The following is a 16164-nucleotide window of genomic DNA, read 5'->3' as shown; positions in this document are numbered from 1 at the left end:
GGAGCCGAAACGTCCGGTCCGGTCCCGTTCCGTCCGGGTGCCCGGCCCCCGGCCCCTGTGGCGGCCGTCGGCGCGACGCCACCAACGGCCGCCACAGCACTGACTCCGCGCCGGTCAGCAGGTACCCTCAACCCGATATGAGCAGCGAGACCTCCCCACACAAGCCCCGCGTCGCCGTCGTGTTCGGCGGCCGCAGCTCCGAGCACGCGATCTCCGTGCTCACGGCCGGCGCCGTGCTGCGCGCCATCGACCGCGAGAAGTACGACGTGCTGCCCATCGGCATCACCACCGACGGCCGCTGGGCGCTGACCGCCGACGACCCCGAGCGGATGGCCATCGCGGACCGGCAGCTGCCCTCGGTGGCCGCGCTCGCCGAGTCCACCGAGGGCGCCGTGGTGCTCCCCGTCGACCCCACCAACCGTGAGGTCGTCTACAGCGAGCCGGGCTCGGTCCCCAAGGCGCTGGGCGAGGTCGACGTCGTCTTCCCCGTGCTGCACGGCCCCTACGGCGAGGACGGCACCCTGCAGGGCCTGCTGGAGCTCTCCGGTGTGCCCTACGTCGGCTCGGGCGTGCTCGCCTCCGCCGTCGGCCAGGACAAGGACTACATGAAGCGGGTGTTCACCTCCTTCGGGCTGCCGGTCGGCCCGTACGAGGTCATCCGCCCCCGCGAGTGGGACAAGGATCCCGCGGCCGCCCGCAGGAAGATCGTGGACTTCGCCGGCGAGCACGGCTGGCCGCTCTTCGTGAAGCCCGCCCGGGCCGGCTCGTCCATGGGCATCACCAAGGTCGACGACCTCGGCGGCCTGGACGAGGCGATCGAGGAGGCCCGCCGGCACGACCCCAAGATCCTCGTGGAGTCGCTGCTGCGCGGCCGCGAGATCGAGTGCGGGGTGCTGGAGTTCGAGGACGGCCCGCGGGCCAGCGTGCCGGCCGAGATTCCGCCGGTCACCGCGCACGACTTCTACGACTTCGAGGCCAAGTACATCGACTCGGCGGACGGGATCGTGCCGGCCCCGCTGAGCGAGGAGCAGACCGCGAAGGTCCAGGAGCTGGCCGTCGCGGCCTTCGAGGCGGCGTCCTGCGAAGGCCTGGTGCGGGCGGACTTCTTCCTGCAGGACAACGGCGAGTTCGTGATCAACGAGATCAACACGCTCCCCGGCTTCACGCCCATCTCGATGTACCCGCGGATGTGGCAGGAGAGCGGTGTGAGCTACCCGGAGCTGATCGACCGGCTCCTGCAGGCCGCACTGCAGCGCTCCACGGGACTGCGCTGAGCCGACTGCCCGTGCCGGGCCGCCGGTCCGCCCTTCCGGGGGAGTGGCCCCAGGGCCCTACACCCCGGTGGGAACCGTCTTCTTCACGGCGCTCCCGAGATCGGTGAGCACATCGACCTCGGGGGCGTACTTCCCGGGAACGGTCACCTCGACGTAGGCCTTGCGCAGCACCGTCGTGAAGCGGTAACCGTCGTCCTGCTTCTCAAAGAGCCATTCGACCCCGTTGACTTCCGCCGCGTCGGCACGGGGGTTGTAATGTTCACTCCCGTACGTCAGGACGTCGGGCTTCGGTACCCCGCAGCGCAGTTTCACGGCAGGATCGCCCCATATGGCAGTGAAGTCGGATACGGGCTCGGGGGTACCCCGCTTCAGCCCGTCCACGGTCGACGGCAACTCCTTGTGCAGCGCCTTGCAGTACCGCGCCGCCGCACCCTTGGGAGAGGGCACGGCCACCTCCTCGGAAGAGGAACAGCTCACCGCGGCGAAGAGCACGGTGAGCACCGGAAGAGCCAGGTACCGGCGGCGCGTAGAGATCACCCGGCCGAGGATACGGGGGTGCTAGAGATGGACGACCGGGCAGGTAAGGGTGCGCGTGATGCCTTCCACTTGCTGGACCTTCGCGACCACCATGCGGCCCAGCTCATCGACCGTGCCGGCCTGAGCGCGCACGATGACGTCGTAGGGACCGGTCACATCCTCGGCCTGCAGCACACCATGGATCGTGGAGATCGTCTCAGCTACCGCCGAGGCCTTGCCGACCTCGGTCTGGATCAGGATGTAGGCCTGTACCACGGAACCTCCAGGGCGGCTACGAGGATCATGTGGGAAGAAGGGACGCCACGGTACCGCGTCACCGGGCGGAGCGGGGAGACCCGCGCGGTGAACACGGCAAGTACGGCACAGTCGTCAGCCACGTACGGACCGTCCGTACACATGGGAAGGGCAACAGCATGAAGGGCACCGTGGGCGAGCTGGGGGAGTTCGGGCTGATCAGGGAGCTCACCTCCCGGCTCACCACCACTCCGGCCGTACGGATCGGGCCGGGTGACGACGCCGCGGTGGTCACCGCGCCGGACCGGAGGGTGGTCGCCAGCACCGACATCCTCCTGGAGGGCCGGCACTTCAGGCGCGACTGGTCCACCGCCTACGACGTCGGCCGCAAGGCCGCCGCGCAGAACCTCGCCGACATCGCGGCGATGGGCGCGGTGCCCACGGCGATCCTCCTCGGCCTGGTGGTGCCCGCGGAACTCCCCGCCACCTGGCCGACCGAGCTGATGGACGGGCTGCGCGACGAGTGCCAGGTGGCCGGCGCCGCGGTCGTCGGCGGGGACGTGGTGCGCGGCGACACCATCACCGTCTCCATCACCGCGCTCGGCGATCTGCGCAACCAGGAGCCGGTCACCCGGGCCGGCGCCCAGCCCGGCGATGTGGTCGCGGTGACCGGCTGGCTCGGCTGGTCCGCCGCCGGGCATGCCGTCCTCTCCCGCGGCTTCCGCTCGCCGCGCGCCTTCGTGGAGGCCCACCGCCGCCCCGAGCCGCCGTACCACGCGGGCCCGGCCGCCGCCGGACTCGGCGCCACCGCCATGACGGACGTCAGCGACGGCCTGGTCGCCGACCTCGGGCACATCGCCGAGGCCAGCAAGGTCCGGATCGACCTGCGGTCCGCCGGTATCGACATCCCCTCGCAGATGTCCGACATCGGCACGGCCGTCGGCGTGGACCCGATGCAGTGGGTGCTCAACGGCGGCGAGGACCACGCGATCGTCGCCACCTTCCCGCCCGACGTGAAGCTGCCCGCCCGGTGGAAGGTCATCGGCGAAGTGCTCCACCCCTCCGCGCTGCCCCAGGTGACGGTGGACGGCGCCCCCTGGGTGAAGGCCGGCTGGGACCACTTCGGCGACAACGGGGATGCCGAATAGGCCGCGTACGGCCACGGGCGGCGATGCCACGGGCGGTGGCACCACGGGCGCCCGCGGGACCGCGGGGCGCCGCCGAGTAGATTCGGCGGTATGCACATACCTCCACGCGTCCTGACCGTCGCCGGGTCCGACTCCGGCGGCGGCGCGGGCATCCAGGCCGACCTCAAGACGATGCTGGCACTCGGCACCCACGGAATGAGCGTGGTCACCGCCGTCACCGCCCAGAACTCCCTGGGCGTACAGGGCGCGTGGGAGCTGCCGGCCGAGGCCGTACGGGCCCAGTTCCGCAGCGTCGTCGACGACATCGGCGTCCAGGCGGTGAAGACCGGGATGCTCTCCTCGGCCGAACTCGTCGAGACCGTCGCCGACCTGCTCGCCGGGCTGCGGGCCCCCGTCGTCATCGACCCGGTGGGGGTCTCCAAGCACGGCGACGCCCTGCTCGCCGCCACAGCCCTGGACGCGGTCCGCGGCGCGCTGCTGCCGACGGCGACCGTCGCCACCCCCAACCTGGACGAGGTCGCCCAGCTGACCGGTATCCGCGTCGAGGAGGAGGCCGATATGCGCCGGGCGGCCGCCGCGATCCTGGACTTCGGTCCGCGCTGGGCGCTCATCAAGGGCGGCCATCTCCCCGCCGGCCGCGGCGAGAGCGCCGTCGACCTGCTCACCGACGGCACCGAGGAGCACTGGCTGCGCGCCCCGCGGCACGACAACCGGCACACCCACGGCACCGGCTGCACCCTCGCCGGCGCGCTCGCCGCGCAGCTCGCCAAGGGGGATACGGTCCCGCAGGCCGCCGCGGCCGCGAAGGACTACGTCACCGGCGCCCTCGCGGCCGGCTTCCGGCTGGGCGCGGGCATCGGCCCCGTGGACCACGGCTGGCGATGGAACCGGCGCGACGCGCACTGAGGGGGCGCACCGCGGCCGGGCGCGGGGCCGCGGTGCCCTGTCCCGGAAAAGGAAGAAGCCGGTCCACCACGAAGGTGGACCGGCTTCCCAAGCAACCGGCTGGGCTGCGCTACGGCTAAGACGTCAGCGCGAGACCTTGCCGGCCTTGATGCACGAGGTGCAAGCGTTCAGCCGCTTCGGCGTGCGCCCGATCACTGCACGCACCGTCTGGATGTTGGGGTTCCAACGACGGTTGGTACGGCGATGCGAGTGCGAGACACTCTTGCCGAAGCCCGGCCCCTTGCCGCAGACGTCGCAGTTGGCAGCCACGGGTCACTCCAAAGACTTCAGATGCACTTACGGTGAAATCCCGACGAGCCGAGTGCATTGCCCGAACGACACCGTCAGGAGAGGAATGGCCCGATTCGCATCGGGCAACCGGAGCAGCATACAACGGCCGCTCCCGTAGAGCGAAACTACCACGCACCCACCGGCCCCCGCCCCGGCCCCGACCCCGCAGCGCGGCTACTGTGCGGTGGCATCCCGCGACTCAGGAGGACGACGTGCCGTACCCGCTCGACGCCGCCGCGGTCCGCTCCTGGTGCGGACTGGCACTGGAGGCGCTGGGACGGGAACGCGAGCGGATCGACGCGATCAACGTCTACCCGGTGGCCGACGGCGACACCGGCACGAACCTCTATCTGACCCTCGAATCGGCGGCCCGCGCGGTCGAGGCCGCCTTCGACGGGCACGCCTCGGCCGGCACCGCCCCCCGTCTCGCCGATGCCATCGGCGCCATGGCGCACGGCGCCCTCATCGGGGCACGCGGCAACTCCGGCACGATCGTGGCGCAGCTGCTGCGCGGGATGACCGAGGTGCTGGCCGCCACCGACGGCTCCGCCGACGCCCTGCGGCGGGCGCTGCGCCGGGCCGCCGCATCGACCTACGAGGCCGTCGCCCACCCCGTGGAGGGCACCGTGCTGACGGTGGCGACCGCCGCCGCCGATGCCGCGGAGCGGGCCGCGGGCAACGATGCCGGGGCCGCCGGGGTCGCCCGCGCCGCCCACGAAGGCGCCCGCAGCGCCCTGCAGCAGACCCCCGGGCAGCTCGCGGTGCTGGGCAGGGCGGGTGTCGTGGACGCCGGCGGCTGCGGACTGGTCGCGCTGCTGGGCGCGCTCGCCGATGTGCTGTCCGGAGAGGTTTCGGCGGTGCCGGTCGCGGTACGCGCCGATGCCCCGCTCCCGGAGCCGGCCGGCTGCGAGGTCGCGGGCCGGGTGGCGGTGGCGGACGGCCGGGGCGACCCGGCGGGGCCCGCCTTCGAGGTGATCTATCTGCTGGAGGCCGACGACGACGCCGTGGCGGGGCTGCGGGCCCGGCTCGACGGGCTCGGCGACTCCCTGGTGGTGGTCGGCGGGGACGGCCTGTGGAACGTCCACGTCCATGTCGACGACGCGGGCGCCGCCGTGGAGGCCGGCATCGAGGCGGGCCGCCCGTACCGGATCCGGATCACGCACTTCGGCGGCGCCCGCACCAAGGAACCGGAGATGACGGCGCGGGCCGTGGTCGCGGTGGTGCCGGGTGCCGGGCTCGCCGGACTGTGCGCCCAGGCCGGCGCGACCCCCGTCCCGGTACGCCCCGGGGAGCCGCCCGCCAGCGGCGAACTGGTGCAGGCGATCCGGCAGGCGCACGCCCGGGAGGTGATGCTGCTGGCGAACGACGCCGAGCTGCGGCACACCGCGGCGGCCGCCGCCGAGGAGGCCCGCGCCGAAGGCGTACGGGTCGCGCTCATCCCCACCCGCTCCGCCGTCCAGGGCCTCGCGGCGCTGGCCGTGCACGAACCGGGCCGCAGCTTCGACGAGGACGTGGTCGCGATGACCGCGGCCGCGGGTGCCACCCGTTACGCCGAGCTGGCCCTCGCCGAGCGGCAGTCGTGGACGATGGCCGGCGTCTGCCAGGCCGGGGACGTCCTCGGCCTGATCGACGGCGATGTCGCGGTGATCGGCTCCGACCTCACCGGCACCGCGATGACGGTGCTCGACCGGATGTTGTCGGCGGGCGGGGAGATGGTGACCCTGGTCCTCGGCGCGAAGGCGCCCGACGGGCTCGCCGGGCGGCTGGAGGAGTACGTCCGCGAGCGTCATCTCGCCGTGGACACGGTCGTCTACGACGGGGGCCAGCACGCCGCGCCGTTGCTCATCGGCGTGGAGTGAGCGCGCGGGCGGGCCGGGGTGAGCGTGCGGCCGGGGTGAGTGCCGGGGCCGCGCGAGCGTGCGGGGCCGGTGGGAGCGCGCCGGGCGGGTGAGCCGGCCGCGATTGTCACAGGCGTGGTGTGCAATAGAGGCGTGGCAGCGCTCGACGAACCTCTCAAGAAAATCCTCGGTGGCACCACCGCAAAGGTGCTGGCCGAGCATCTCGACCTGCATACGGTCGGCGACCTGTTGCACCACTACCCGCGCCGCTATGCCGAGCGCGGCGAACTGACCCGCCTCTCGGACCTCCCGCTGGACGAACACGTCACGGTCGTCGCCCAGGTCGCGGACTCCCGGGTACTGAAGTTCAACGGCGGCAGGGGACAGCGCCTCGAAGTGACGCTCACCGACGGCAGCGGCCGGCTCCGGCTGGTCTTCTTCGGCAAGGGCATCCACAAGCCGCACAAGGATCTGCTGCCCGGACGCCGGGCGATGTTCGCCGGCAAGGTGTCGGTCTTCAACCACAAACTCCAGCTCGCCCACCCCGATTACGAGCTCCTCGACGGCGACGCCGAGGGCGGGGCGGATGCGGTGAGCGCCTTCGCCGGCCAGCTCCTGCCGATCTACCCGGCCTGCCAGCAGATGGCGTCCTGGAAGATCTCCAAAGCGGTCGACGCGGTGCTGCCCAGCGCGCGCGACGCCGTCGACCCGCTGCCCGGAGCGCTCCGGGACGGCCGGGAGCTGGTCCCGCTCACCGAGGCACTGCTCAAGATCCACCGCCCGGCGAGCAAGGCCGATGTCGCCGCCGCGCGGGACCGGCTGAAGTGGGACGAGGCGTTCGTCCTGCAGGTCGCCCTCGCCCGGCGCCGCCTCGCCGAGACCCAACTCCCCGCGGTGGCGAGGACGTCGACCGCCGGCGGCATCCTCGACGCCTTCGACGCGAAGCTGCCCTTCACGCTCACCGACGGCCAGCGGAAGGTCAGCCGGGAGATCTTCGACGACCTGGCGACCGAACACCCCATGCACCGCCTCCTCCAGGGCGAGGTGGGCTCCGGCAAGGCCCAGCCGCTGGACGCGCTGGTGCTGACACCGCGCGGCTTTCGTCCCATGGGCGAGATGACCGTCGGCACCGAAGTGGTGGTGCCCAGCGGTGAGCTCGCCGTGGTGGACGGCGTCTTCCCGCAGGGCGAGCGCGAGGTGTGGCGGCTGGTGCTCTCGGACGGCAGCGCCGTCGAGTGCGACGACGAGCATCTGTGGATCGTCGGGGACGGCGACACCGAGGAGAAGGTGCTGACCACCCACGAGCTGCGCCAGGACCTGAACGGCTCCGACGGCCGCCCCCGGTGGACCGTCGCCGCGGCCGTAGCGGTGGACCTCGACGACGGCGGGGACCGGCCGCTCGACCCGTATCTGCTGGGCCGGGGGCTGGCCGCGGACCGCGACCCGGCGGCCCGGGTGCCGGACGCCTACCGCAATGCGCCGCTCAAGGACCGGCTGGCCGTGCTGCGGGGCCTGCTGGAGGCCGGAAACGGACCCGCCGGTGCCGCCGCGGTGTTCCGTGCCGCGCACCGCCCGCTGGCCGACGACCTCGCATGGCTGGTGCGCTCGCTGGGCGGACGGGCGCTGCTGAGCGCCGTGGGGGAGGGGGCGTACGACGTCGACGTGGCGCTGCCGGAGGAGGGCGGGGCGGGCTTCGGGCGCGCGATCCGGGCCATCGAGTACGTCGGCCGCAAACCCGTCCAGTGCATCAGCGTCCGGCACCCGGACCACGCCTATGTGACCGACCACTTCACCGTCACCCACAACACCATGGTCGCGCTGCGCGCCATGCTCGGTGTGGTCGACAGCGGCGGCCAGGCCGCGATGCTGGCGCCGACCGAGGTCCTTGCCCAGCAGCACCACCGCTCGATCACCGAGATGATGGGGGAGCTGGCCGAGGGCGGGATGCTCGGCGGCGCGGAGCAGGGCACCAAGGTGGTGCTGCTGACCGGGTCCATGGGCGCCGCCGCCCGCCGGCAGGCGCTGCTCGACCTGGTCACCGGCGAGGCCGGCATCGTCGTCGGCACCCATGCCCTGATCGAGGACAAGGTGCAGTTCCACGACCTGGGCCTGGTCGTGGTCGACGAACAGCACCGCTTCGGCGTCGAGCAGCGGGACGCGCTGCGCGGCAAGGGCAAGCAACCGCCGCACCTCCTGGTCATGACGGCGACCCCCATTCCGCGCACGGTCGCCATGACCGTCTTCGGCGATCTGGAGACCTCCGTCCTGGACCAACTCCCCGCCGGACGCTCGCCGATCGCCACCCATGTGGTGCCCGCCAAGGACAAGCCGCACTTCCTCGCCCGCGCCTGGGAGCGGGTCCGCGAAGAGGTGGCGGCCGGACACCAGGGCTATGTGGTGTGCCCCCGGATCGGCGACGAGGAGGACGCGCCCAAGGGGGCGAAGAAGGCGGCCGGCTCCAAGGGGGCCGCGGACCAGGCGGGTTCACCGGAGGACGCGGAGGAGAAGCGGCCTCCGCTCGCGGTGCTCGACATCGCCGGGCAGCTCGCCGAGGGGCCGCTCGCCGGGCTGCGGGTGGCGGTCCTCCACGGCCGGATGGCACCCGACGACAAGGACGACGTGATGCGCCGGTTCGCCGCCGGTGAGCTGGATGTGCTGGTGGCGACGACCGTCATCGAGGTCGGGGTGAACGTCCCGAACGCCACCGCCATGGTGATCATGGACGCCGACCGTTTCGGCGTCTCCCAGCTGCACCAGCTCCGCGGCCGGGTCGGCCGTGGCGCCGCGCCCGGCCTGTGCCTGCTGGTCAGCGAGATGCCCGAGGCCAGCCCGGCCCGCGCCCGGCTCGCCGCGGTGGCCGCCACCCTCGACGGCTTCGAACTCTCCCGTATCGACCTGGAACAGCGACGCGAGGGCGATGTCCTGGGCCAGGCCCAGTCCGGCGTCCGCTCGTCGCTGCGGATGCTCGCCGTCATCGAGGACGAGGAGGTGATCGCGGCCGCCCGCGAGGAGGCCACCGCGCTGGTCACCGCCGACCCCGGGCTGACCGGATATCCGGAGCTGCGGATCGCCCTGTCCGCCCTGCTGGACGAGGACCGGGAGCAGTATCTGGACAAGGGGTGAGCCGGGTCCGCGGCCCGTGCCGGGTGAGATCGATCACCACCGGGTGCGCCTCCGGGAAGCCCCGGCCGGACGCCGGGCCCCGGCCGACGGAATATCGTGGAGGAGCGGAGCCCGCCCGGCTCCTCCTCACCGACCACGCGCAACGTAAGGACGGGCCCATGACCCGCGTGATCGCCGGTACGGCCGGCGGCCGCCGCCTGGCCGTACCCCCGGGAAACGGCACCCGCCCGACGTCCGACCGTGCGCGCGAGGGCATGTTCTCCACCTGGGAATCCCTCGACGGGCCGCTCGGCGGCGCCCGGGTGCTCGACCTGTACGGCGGCTCCGGCGCGGTCGGCCTGGAAGCGCTCTCCCGCGGCGCCGCACACGTCCTGCTGGTCGAGGCCGATGCCCGCGCCGTGCGCACCATCCGGGACAACGTCCGTGCGGTCGGCCTCCCGGGCGCCGACGTCCGGGCCGGCAAGGCCGAGCAGACCGCCGCCGCACCGCCCCCGGGCGAGCCGTACGACATCGTCTTCCTGGACCCGCCTTATGTGGTGACCGACGCGGAACTGTGCGAGATCCTGCTCACACTCCGTGGTCAGGGCTGGCTTGCCGACGACGCACTCGTCACCGTGGAACGCAGTACCCGAGGCGGCGCGTTCCCCTGGCCGGACGGTTTCGCAGCGATCAAGGCCCGTCGTTACGGCGAGGGGACGCTTTGGTACGGTCGCGCCGCTTCGACGTCCGCCGAATCGACGTCAGTAAGCGTGTCATGACCGGATCGGAGAGCGAGGAACCCGAGTTGCGCCGCGCCGTCTGTCCGGGGTCATTCGACCCCATCACCAACGGGCACCTGGACATCATCGCCCGTGCCTCCAAGCTGTACGACGTCGTCCACGTCGCCGTGATGATCAACCAGTCCAAGCAGGGGCTGTTCACGGTCGACGAGCGGATCGACCTGATCCGCCGGGCCACCGCCGAGTACGGCAACGTGGAGGTCGAGTCCTTCCACGGCCTGCTCGTCGACTTCTGCAAGCAGCGCGACATCCCCGCGATCGTCAAGGGGCTGCGCGCCGTCAGCGACTTCGACTACGAGCTGCAGATGGCCCAGATGAACAACGGCCTGTCGGGGGTGGAGACGCTGTTCGTCCCCACCAACCCCACCTACAGCTTCCTCTCCTCCAGCCTCGTCAAGGAGGTCGCCGCCTGGGGCGGTGATGTCTCCCATCTGGTGCCGTCGTTCGTCCTGGAGGCGCTGACCGAGCGCCTGCGGAACAAGGGCTGACGCCCGCCGGGCGCACCGGCCCGAGGCCCGGCTGATGGGGCGTCAGTTGGTGTCGGGGATAGGGGCCGTGGACGTACAGTCGTCCCGTTCCGTCGTTCCAACCCCTTCAGAGAGTGGCGAGTCCAAGGTGGACGTGCAGAAGAAGCTCGACGACATCGTCGCGACCGTCGGCGGTGCCCGGTCCATGCCCATGTCGGCCTCGTGCGTGGTCAACCGCGCCGAGCTGCTCGCCATGCTGGAGGAGGTGCGGGCGGCGCTCCCGGGCTCCCTCGCGCAGGCGCAGGAGCTGCTGGGCGGGCGGGAGCAGATGGTCGAGCAGGCGCGGGCGGAGGCGGAGCGGATCATCGAGACCGCGCACGCCCAGCGCGGATCGCTGATCTCCGACACCGAGGTCGCCCGGCAGTCCCAGGACGAGGCGGACCGGATCCTCGCGGAGGCCCGCCGGGAGGCGGAGGAGATCCGTGCCGAGGCCGACGACTACGTCGACAGCAAGCTCGCCAACTTCGAGGTCGTGCTGACCAAGACCATCGGCTCCGTCGACCGTGGCCGCGAGAAGCTGCTCGGCCGCGACCCGGCGTCGGAGGGGCAGGCCTTCCCGGACGAGGACGGCACCCAGCCCCCGGAGCGCAGCGCCGACCCGGAGACCCTGCGGCAGCGCGCCGACGCCTATGTGGACGCCAAGTTCGGGGCGTTCCAGGCCGTACTGACCAAGACGCTGGAGGCGGTCGGCCGGGGCCGCGACAAGCTCCAGGGGGCCCGTGCGATCGATGAGCTGGGCCTCCACCTGGCCGCGCAGGGCGACCCGCAGGCCGGGCACCAGGCCGACGCCGACTATCTCGCCGGCCTGGCGGGCATCGGCGCCGAGCAGGAGCAGCAGCCGCCCCAGGCACCCCCGATGCCCCAGGCGCCTCCCATGCCCCAGGCACAACCCCAGCCCCAGGAGCACCAGCAGCCCCTCCAGCCCCAGCTCCAGCAGCAGGGCTACTACACCGACCCGGCGGCCTACCCGCAGCAGGACGTCTACGGCTATCAGCAGCCGCAGGAGGTCCCGTACGCCCAGCACCAGGACCCGTACGGCTACGACTGGCAGCAAGCCCAGCAGCAGGCCCAGCAGCAGGGTTACGACCCGAACGCCTACCTCCAGCAGCAGGTGCCCCCGCAGCCCCAGCAGCCCCCGCACGGCCACCCCGCGCAGCCCGGCGCCCTGGACGAGACCAGCCTCTTCGACACCAGCATGATCGACCTGGACCAGCTCAGGGCGTACGAAGAGGGACGCCAGTAGGCGGCCCCGCCCGGGGACCGGGGAGGGGACCGGGAGCGGATTGGGCCTATCGGGGCCCGTCCAGTATCCTGGCTCTTCGGTCGCGCGTATCTCCGCGATCTCTGCTGCCTGGATCCTGTCCCGCAGGAATACGGACGGCACGGAAACCCCACAGAAAGCAGGAAGCCATCAACGCCCGCCTCGACCACCGTTCCCCTCTCGTGTTCGACACACGCGAGCTGGGCCGGCGTCCCGGTGCGCTCAAGAGGGCTTCCCGCTCCGTCGAGGCCCCCCGGGACCTCGGCAATGAGGTCATCGGCGTGCCCGAGGGCGCACCGATCGAGCTCGACCTCCGCCTGGAATCGGTCATGGACGGGGTGCTTGTCACAGGCACCGGCCGTGCAACCGTCAAGGGGGAGTGCGTAAGGTGTCTGGAGCCGCTGGAGCGAGAGCTCGACGCGGATTTCCAGGAGATGTTCGCCTACCCCGACGCCGACGCCAGGGTCCATGAGGACGCCGGCGACGACGCCGAGGACGAGGAGGACACCCTCTTCCTCGAGGACGACCTGTTCGACCTCGAACCCGTGCTGCGTGACGCGGTGGTGCTTGCACTGCCGATGCAGCCGGTGTGCCAGGACGACTGCCCCGGCCTGTGCTCCGAGTGCGGAGTGCGGCTGGCGGACGACCCGGACCACCACCACGACGCCGTCGACATCCGTTGGGCGGCACTGCAGGGACTCGCCGGGACCGTCAAGGACGGCGAGAAGGACAACATGGGCGGCGCCGAAGCGGGCGTCGACGAGAAGCAGGAGAAGTAGCCGTGGCTGTTCCGAAGCGGAAGATGTCGCGCAGCAACACGCGCCACCGCCGGTCGCAGTGGAAGGCTGCGGTCCCCACCCTGGTGGCGTGCGAGCGCTGCCACGAGCCGAAGCAGCAGCACATCGCGTGCCCGAGCTGCGGCACCTACAACAAGCGCCAGGTCCTCGAGGTCTGAGCGGCTGGTGACAGGCTTCATGTCAGACGCCAATTCGACTTCCCGCAAACGCGGGGATGAACCGACTCCGGCGGACACGGCCTCGTCTCACACGCTTCTGGAAGGGCGGCTCGGGTACAAGCTCGAGTCCGCCCTTCTGGTGCGTGCGCTGACGCACCGCTCGTACGCATACGAGAACGGCGGTCTGCCCACCAACGAGCGGCTGGAATTCCTCGGGGATTCGGTGCTCGGCCTGGTGGTCACGGACACGCTGTACCGCATCCACCCCGATCTGCCCGAGGGCCAGCTGGCCAAGCTCCGGGCCGCGGTGGTCAACTCGCGTGCACTCGCCGAGGTGGGCCGCGGCCTCGACCTCGGTGCCTTCATCCGCCTCGGACGGGGCGAAGAGGGCACGGGCGGCCGGGACAAGGCATCCATCCTCGCCGACACCCTGGAAGCGGTGATCGGCGCGGTCTATCTCGACCAGGGCCTCGACGCGGCCGGCGAGCTGGTGCACCGGCTCTTCGACCCGCTCATCGAGAAGTCCTCCAGCCTGGGCGCGGGCCTGGACTGGAAGACCAGCCTCCAGGAGCTCACCGCGACCGAAGGCCTCGGGGTTCCGGAGTACCTGGTCACGGAGACCGGACCGGACCACGAGAAGACCTTTACTGCTGCCGCCCGCGTCGGTGGTGTCTCGTACGGCACCGGCACCGGCCGCAGCAAGAAGGAAGCCGAGCAGCAGGCGGCCGAATCCGCATGGCGCGAGATCCGCGCCGCGGCGGACGAGGCGGCCAAGGTGGCCGAGGCGGCCAAGGCGGCAGAGCCCGCCGAGACCGTCCCGGAGGACACCGCCGGCTAGCCGTACGGCGCACGCCTCCGCGGCGCGGCACCCCACCCCCGTTGCGCTTCGGCGCACCGGGGGTCCTTCTTGTCCCGAGCCCCGTGCGCGCGGTGCCGGGCGGGCGCCTGGGCCCCGGAGGCGAGAGGTACGCTGCGGCTGTCGTCCCCCAGTTGCCCCGAGGAGTCCTGTGCCCGAGCTGCCCGAGGTCGAGGTCGTACGCCGCGGACTGGAGCGCTGGGTCAGCGGCCGCACGATCGACGAGGTCGAGGTGCGGCATCCGCGCGCGATCCGCCGGCACACCGCCGGTGCGGCCGATTTCGCGGCCCGGCTCATGGGGCTGCGGCTCGGCGCGGCACGTCGGCGCGGCAAGTACCTCTGGCTCCCGGTGACCGGTGGGGGCCCGGCCGCACAGACCGCCGCCGAAGGCCTTCCCCCGCGGGTCACGCCGTCCGTCACCCACGGCCTGGCGATCCTCGCCCACCTCGGGATGAGCGGCCAGTTGCTCGTCCAGCCGCAGGACGCCCCGGACGAGAAGCATCTGCGGATCCGGCTCCGCTTCGCCGACGACCTCGGCACCGAACTCCGCTTCGTCGACCAGCGCACCTTCGGCGGCCTCTCGCTGCACGACACCGTCCCCGGCGACGCCGACCACCTCCCCGACGTGATCGCGCACATCGCCCGCGACCCGCTCGACGACGCCTTCGACGACACCGCCTTCCACGACGCGCTGCGCCGCCGCCGCACCACCATCAAACGGGCGCTGCTCGACCAGACACTGATCAGCGGCGTCGGCAACATCTACGCGGACGAGGCGCTGTGGCGCAGCAAGCTCCACTACGAGCGGCCGACCGCGACCTTCACCCGCCCGCGCACCGCCGAACTGCTCGGCCACGTACGGGAGGTGATGGATGCCGCGCTCGCCGTCGGCGGCACCAGCTTCGACAGCCTCTATGTCAACGTCAACGAGGAGGCCGGCTACTTCGACCGCTCCCTGGACGCCTACGGCCGCGAGGACGAACCCTGCCGCCGCTGCGGTACCCCGATCCGCCGCCGTCCCTGGATGAACCGGTCCAGCTATTTCTGCCCCCGCTGCCAGCGGCCGCCGCGCGGCTGAACCCGGCAGGCCGGCGCGGTCGCCGGCTCAGCCCGTGGGGTGCCGGGCGTCATAGCGCTCCCGGGCCTCGATCACCTGCGGCATCCGGTCCTCCACCAGGGCGATCAGCAGCTGCAGCTGGCGGGCGACCTGGTGGCCCAGTGGTGTCAGCGCGTAATCCACCCGGGGCGGGTTGGTCTGCTGCGCCTCGCGGTGGACGAGTCCGTCCCGCTCCAGTGCGTGCAGGGTCTGGGCCAGCATCTTCTCGCTCACCCCTTGCACCCGGCGCCGCAGTTCGTTGAAGCGGAAGGTGCCGTCGAGCAGCGCGCCCAGTGTCAGGCTGCCCCATCGGTCGGTGACGTGCTTGAGCGCGTCACGGGAGGGACAGTCGCGCGCGAAAACGTCATAGGCCAGGTCGTCCGCACAGTCGGTGGGCGGCTCCTCGGCCGTTCCGGCAGGGTTCTCGGTCGCCATACCGACACCTTACCCCCGCACAGCGCTAACCAATGGATTGCGCTTTCTAAAAGTTAGTGCTTTTCTTCTCTCATCACACCCCGACACCCCGGGCGCCGACCGTCCCGGGGTGTCGTTGACCCTGAGGAGAAACCGCCGTGACCAGCTCCGCCCTGCCCGCCCCCGTTGTCTCCGTCGCCTACCACTCCGGCTTCGGCCACACCGCCGTACTGGCCGAGGCCGTCCGCGCCGCTGCCGCCGGGGCGGGGGCCACCGTCCACCTGATCAAGGTCGACGAGATCACCGAGGCCCAGTGGGATCAGCTCGATGCCTCCGACGCGATCGTCTTCGGTTCGCCGACCTACATGGGGACGGCCTCCGGGGCGTTCCACACCTTCGCCGAGGCGACCGCCAAGCGCTGGGCGACCCGCGCCTGGCAGGACAAGTTCGCGGCCGGCTTCACCAACTCCGCCTCCAAGAGCGGGGACAAGCTGCACACCCTGCAGTTCTTCACGGTGCTCGCCGCCCAGCACGGCATGAGCTGGGTCAGCCTCAACCTGCTCCCCGGCTGGAACTCCTCCACCGCCTCGGAGAACGACCTCAACCGGCTCGGGTTCTTCCTGGGAGCGGGCGCGCAGTCCGACAACGACCAGGGCGCGGAGGCGGTCCACAAGGCCGATATCGCCACCGCTGAACACCTCGGACGCCGTATCGCCGAGCAGGCCCGCATCTTCGCCGCGGGCCGCGCCGCCGTCGCCGCCTGACCGGCGCGCGCGGGGACCCAGACCCGCGGTTCCGGTACGCGGGACACCCGCGAGGCCCGCACGCTCGCGGCCCCCGCACAGCGAGACGCCCGCGCCGCCCCGTGATCACGGGGCGGCGCGGG

Annotated in this window: 17 protein-coding genes; 13 read left to right on the top strand and 4 right to left on the bottom strand. The window is 72.0% G+C overall.

The window, feature by feature from the left end:
* Nucleotides 1–137: 137 nt before the first annotated feature.
* On the top strand, nt 138–1274 hold the full coding sequence (locus tag ABZ851_RS18720) for a D-alanine--D-alanine ligase family protein (protein ID WP_361128555.1): 1137 nt from the start codon (nt 138–140) through the stop codon (nt 1272–1274).
* 57 nt (nt 1275–1331) lie between these two features.
* On the opposite strand, the gene ABZ851_RS18715 is transcribed toward ABZ851_RS18720, so the two are convergent.
* Together ABZ851_RS18715 and ABZ851_RS18710 are read right to left on the bottom strand one after the other, a co-directional pair.
* Nucleotides 1332–1811 carry a DUF3515 domain-containing protein gene (locus ABZ851_RS18715; protein ID WP_361128552.1) on the bottom strand — a complete coding sequence of 160 codons (480 nt, stop codon included), beginning with the start codon at nt 1809–1811 and terminating at the stop codon, nt 1332–1334.
* 21 nt (nt 1812–1832) lie between these two features.
* Entirely contained in the window at nt 1833–2066 is a 234-nt protein-coding gene (locus ABZ851_RS18710; RefSeq protein WP_088800256.1) for an Lrp/AsnC ligand binding domain-containing protein, read from the bottom strand.
* Between the two features lie 158 nt (nt 2067–2224).
* On the opposite strand from ABZ851_RS18710, the gene ABZ851_RS18705 reads away from it, so the two are divergent.
* Nucleotides 2225–3193 carry a thiamine-phosphate kinase gene (locus tag ABZ851_RS18705; RefSeq protein WP_086720456.1) on the top strand — a complete coding sequence of 323 codons (969 nt, stop codon included), beginning with the start codon at nt 2225–2227 and terminating at the stop codon, nt 3191–3193.
* 90 nt (nt 3194–3283) lie between these two features.
* On the top strand, nt 3284–4099 hold the full coding sequence (thiD, locus tag ABZ851_RS18700) for a bifunctional hydroxymethylpyrimidine kinase/phosphomethylpyrimidine kinase (RefSeq protein ID WP_361128548.1): 816 nt from the start codon (nt 3284–3286) through the stop codon (nt 4097–4099).
* Between the two features lie 123 nt (nt 4100–4222).
* On the opposite strand, the gene rpmB is transcribed toward thiD, so the two are convergent.
* Entirely contained in the window at nt 4223–4408 is a 186-nt protein-coding gene (gene rpmB, locus ABZ851_RS18695) for a 50S ribosomal protein L28 (RefSeq protein ID WP_018087178.1), read from the bottom strand.
* Between the two features lie 233 nt (nt 4409–4641).
* Between rpmB and ABZ851_RS18690 the strand changes: the two genes are divergently transcribed.
* From ABZ851_RS18690 to mutM, 9 genes are all read left to right on the top strand, one after another.
* Nucleotides 4642–6288, top strand: coding sequence for a DAK2 domain-containing protein (locus tag ABZ851_RS18690; RefSeq protein ID WP_361128544.1), 1647 nt, complete (start codon nt 4642–4644; stop codon nt 6286–6288).
* A 132-nt stretch (nt 6289–6420) separates the two neighbouring features.
* Nucleotides 6421–9390 (top strand): helicase-related protein, encoded by a 2970-nt coding sequence (locus tag ABZ851_RS18685; protein WP_361128541.1) that lies wholly within the window; start codon nt 6421–6423, stop codon nt 9388–9390.
* Between the two features lie 158 nt (nt 9391–9548).
* Nucleotides 9549–10148, top strand: coding sequence for a 16S rRNA (guanine(966)-N(2))-methyltransferase RsmD (gene rsmD / locus ABZ851_RS18680; RefSeq protein WP_336050033.1), 600 nt, complete (start codon nt 9549–9551; stop codon nt 10146–10148).
* On the top strand, nt 10145–10657 hold the full coding sequence (coaD, locus tag ABZ851_RS18675; RefSeq protein ID WP_088800261.1) for a pantetheine-phosphate adenylyltransferase: 513 nt from the start codon (nt 10145–10147) through the stop codon (nt 10655–10657). The genes rsmD and coaD overlap by 4 nt, the downstream gene beginning before the upstream one ends.
* 127 nt (nt 10658–10784) lie before the next feature.
* The gene (locus tag ABZ851_RS18670; protein WP_361128537.1) at nt 10785–11939 is read left to right on the top strand and encodes a cell division initiation protein; all 1155 of its coding nucleotides are present in this window, start codon (nt 10785–10787) and stop codon (nt 11937–11939) included.
* 167 nt (nt 11940–12106) lie between these two features.
* On the top strand, nt 12107–12736 hold the full coding sequence (locus ABZ851_RS18665) for a YceD family protein (protein ID WP_336050130.1): 630 nt from the start codon (nt 12107–12109) through the stop codon (nt 12734–12736).
* A gap of 2 nt (nt 12737–12738) precedes the next feature.
* A complete protein-coding gene (gene rpmF / locus ABZ851_RS18660; protein WP_003951102.1) occupies nt 12739–12912 on the top strand; it encodes a 50S ribosomal protein L32 in 174 nt (57 codons plus the stop codon).
* A 19-nt stretch (nt 12913–12931) separates the two neighbouring features.
* Complete coding sequence (gene rnc, locus ABZ851_RS18655) at nt 12932–13750, top strand: ribonuclease III (RefSeq protein WP_336050029.1); 819 nt, start codon at nt 12932–12934, stop codon at nt 13748–13750.
* A gap of 169 nt (nt 13751–13919) precedes the next feature.
* Nucleotides 13920–14846, top strand: coding sequence for a bifunctional DNA-formamidopyrimidine glycosylase/DNA-(apurinic or apyrimidinic site) lyase (mutM, locus tag ABZ851_RS18650; RefSeq protein WP_361128533.1), 927 nt, complete (start codon nt 13920–13922; stop codon nt 14844–14846).
* 27 nt (nt 14847–14873) lie between these two features.
* Here mutM and ABZ851_RS18645 read toward each other — a convergent pair whose 3' ends face one another.
* Nucleotides 14874–15299 carry a helix-turn-helix domain-containing protein gene (locus ABZ851_RS18645; protein WP_361128530.1) on the bottom strand — a complete coding sequence of 142 codons (426 nt, stop codon included), beginning with the start codon at nt 15297–15299 and terminating at the stop codon, nt 14874–14876.
* Between the two features lie 137 nt (nt 15300–15436).
* On the opposite strand from ABZ851_RS18645, the gene ABZ851_RS18640 reads away from it, so the two are divergent.
* Nucleotides 15437–16042: a flavodoxin family protein gene (locus ABZ851_RS18640; protein WP_361128527.1), complete on the top strand. Its 606-nt coding sequence runs from the start codon at nt 15437–15439 to the stop codon at nt 16040–16042.
* Nucleotides 16043–16164 lie beyond the last annotated feature (122 nt).

The sequence above is a fragment of the Streptomyces sp. NPDC047049 genome, assembly GCF_040643995.1.
Lineage (GTDB): Bacteria > Actinomycetota > Actinomycetes > Streptomycetales > Streptomycetaceae > Streptomyces > Streptomyces mooreae.
This window is presented reverse-complemented; position numbering and strand designations above follow the sequence as displayed.

Coding starts and splice junctions, on each gene's coding strand:
- ABZ851_RS18720 (WP_361128555.1), top strand. CDS start 138: ATGAGCAGCGAGACCTCCCCACACAAGCCCCGCGTCGCCGTCGTGTTC.
- ABZ851_RS18705 (WP_086720456.1), top strand. CDS start 2,225: ATGAAGGGCACCGTGGGCGAGCTGGGGGAGTTCGGGCTGATCAGGGAG.
- thiD (WP_361128548.1), top strand. CDS start 3,284: ATGCACATACCTCCACGCGTCCTGACCGTCGCCGGGTCCGACTCCGGC.
- rsmD (WP_336050033.1), top strand. CDS start 9,549: ATGACCCGCGTGATCGCCGGTACGGCCGGCGGCCGCCGCCTGGCCGTA.
- coaD (WP_088800261.1), top strand. CDS start 10,145: ATGACCGGATCGGAGAGCGAGGAACCCGAGTTGCGCCGCGCCGTCTGT.
- rnc (WP_336050029.1), top strand. CDS start 12,932: ATGTCAGACGCCAATTCGACTTCCCGCAAACGCGGGGATGAACCGACT.
- ABZ851_RS18645 (WP_361128530.1), bottom strand. CDS start 15,299: ATGGCGACCGAGAACCCTGCCGGAACGGCCGAGGAGCCGCCCACCGAC.